This is a genomic window from Nostoc sp. MG11, assembly GCF_014904695.1.
In the GTDB taxonomy this organism is placed as follows: Bacteria; Cyanobacteriota; Cyanobacteriia; order Cyanobacteriales; family Nostocaceae; genus Komarekiella.
Genome location: NZ_JACXXN010000150.1, coordinates 1 through 2349, shown reverse-complemented (window position 1 = coordinate 2349; position 2349 = coordinate 1). Strand labels below are relative to the sequence as shown.

1 protein-coding gene is annotated in these 2349 nt (G+C 40.7%); it reads left to right on the top strand.

Features of this window, described 5'->3' with window-relative positions; all coding sequences use genetic code 11:
• The first annotated feature begins 1486 nt into the window (after positions 1 to 1486).
• The gene (locus HCR01_RS37630; RefSeq protein ID WP_193200966.1) at positions 1487 to 1642 is read left to right on the top strand and encodes a hypothetical protein; all 156 of its coding nucleotides are present in this window, start codon (positions 1487 to 1489) and stop codon (positions 1640 to 1642) included.
• The last annotated feature ends 707 nt before the right edge of the window (positions 1643 to 2349 follow it).

Here is a 2349-nt window from a genome sequence, read left to right as displayed (position 1 = left end):
CTCCAATGATACTCATTTGCATCATGTATGCAACGGCATTTCATGAATTCAACTATTCACCCGAAATCAAATGAGATGATTTACAAAGCGATTTATTCCACTCCAAAAATAAAAACCTCGTCATCAAAGTCAGACGAGTTTAATAACCAAAACAGTCCTTGCAAGGTTAATATACTGCATATAGCAGCATATTTGATATAAATTAGGCAGATAAATTGCAGTTTAATCTGTCGCAAGGTTACAAACTATACTTTGACTGCTTAGTAAATAAATTTAGCAACTGCTCAAATATTTCTTGTGACAAAACCAGTTCATTATTGAAGCAGTTCGTTCTAGACAGCAGTAAAAACCTCATCTCCAAAGGGGGATGAGGCGTGGTGAAAATTCGACTTTGTACTGCAATTGTAAAGCAACTAGTATGTTAATAAATGCTCCTTTGGATAGTAGAGCCAATAGTACAAGCTCTAGAGATGTAATAAACAATACGCATGATTAGCCACATCCAAAAACAATAACTCTAATAAGGCTGCGCCTTGGGTCGGTGAGAATGTTTTGGTATCAAACAAATGACCCCTGAATAAACATCAGAATTATTTGCTTCAGTAATACGCCAGCTAGAACTAATTCTTCAGATGGTCGCTGATTCGGAAAACAAAAGCGATTACTTCCCAGCTTTGATAACTGTAAAGCGATCGCACAAAAAATAACGTATGTATAGACTTTTATTATGGCACACGCTACAACAACTTTTGAATCATCAAGCTTTTCTTGCGACATTGGGGAGAAGTTAGGAAAAACAAGTCTCTTACCTCAACATGGTTTATTCTGCTTTCAAAACAAAAACCTCGTCATCAAGGTGAGACGAGGCTAAAAGTTGTTATGTACTATGAAGCTATCATATAACATCCTAGTTAACACTTCTTTAGGTACAAGAAGTGGCGTTCAACTTGTTACCAAGAAAGGCAGAGGGCAGGAGGCAGAAGGCAGAAGGGAATTTTGATTCCTGCCCTCTGCCCACGACTGAAAGGAGTAAAGGAGTAAGGGTATAAAGCCCCCACTGAACGAGAGTTCAGTGGCCCCAAGTCAGGAGGGGTCGGAATCCCTTTCTGACTTGTTCCTTCTGCCCTCTGCCTTCTGCCTTCTTCAAAAGGTTGCAAGTTATACTTCAACTGCTTGACAAAAAAATTTAACAACCGCTCAAATATTTCTTCAGCTAAAGGTGGTTAATTTTTGGAGCAGCTTGTTACAGACATCAGTAAAAGCCTCATCTCTAGGACGGGATGAGGCTTTGTGGAAATTCTACTTTACACTGTCAACTGAAAGCATAAAGCAACTAACATCCTAGAAGATGTTCCTTTGGATAGAAGGAGCAACGGCACATTTTTTCAAAGAGTGATAAATAGTACAAAGTATTGCCTGTATCCAAAAACAATAACTCTAATAAGGCTGCGCCAATGCGAAGGTGAAATACATTAGTATCAAACGAATGAACCCTCAAGAAACGTCAGAATTACTTGCTGCTTTGATGCGCCAAGAAGAACTACTTAAGCAACTGGTCGCTTCAATCAATAAGCCGAAACTGGGACTCCACAATGATGCTGGCAGTTGCAGAATCTACTGCGTGCGATTCGTCACTAACTGAATCTCGGTAAACAGCCCGTAAATAAGTTAGTCAGCTTCGTTGTACTGTCAACAAGTTGAGCTTCGGACAGGATGAAGGTAAAAGCCCTTCCCCTCAAACTCAGAGGTGACTCCTTATCTGCCCGCGCGACCTGAAATGGTCGTTTAGTCCGAGGAGGCTTCTCCTCTAGAGGACTCACACCCTCTACCCCTATGTAAAAAGTCTCATGAATGGAGATTGGTTACGGTCAAGTAGGTAACGAAACAACCGGAATGCAAACTACAAATGTACTCATTGCTACTAGCCTAATGTGGTTCTGAGGCTAAGGGGAGTTCTCTTATGATGAACGAAAGTGAACTGTTAATTAAACTGCGTGACAGGGAAAAGAGCCAAAAGGCTGAAAGGCTTTGACCAAAAGGTATGTAGGCAGTCTTAATGATGGGCAGTCCCTAAGATGTGTGAGTATAAATCCTATCGCAGAAGTAGACAGCATCTAACAGAGAACGCAACACTAAAAAACACAACAGGGTAAGCCCAACAGAGTCTATGGTTTTGGTCGAAAACCATAGTAAGCCGACCGTAAGGAAAGCAGAAACCTCTGGTGGGTAGAGGATGAGAGAAAAAGCGAAAGCTGATTTGTAATGAATCAGACAGAGGTTCAGAATTTGCCTCTGAGCGAAAGCAATAGCAGACTTCTCTTTGGTCTTATGAGAAAGAAACTAGACAAA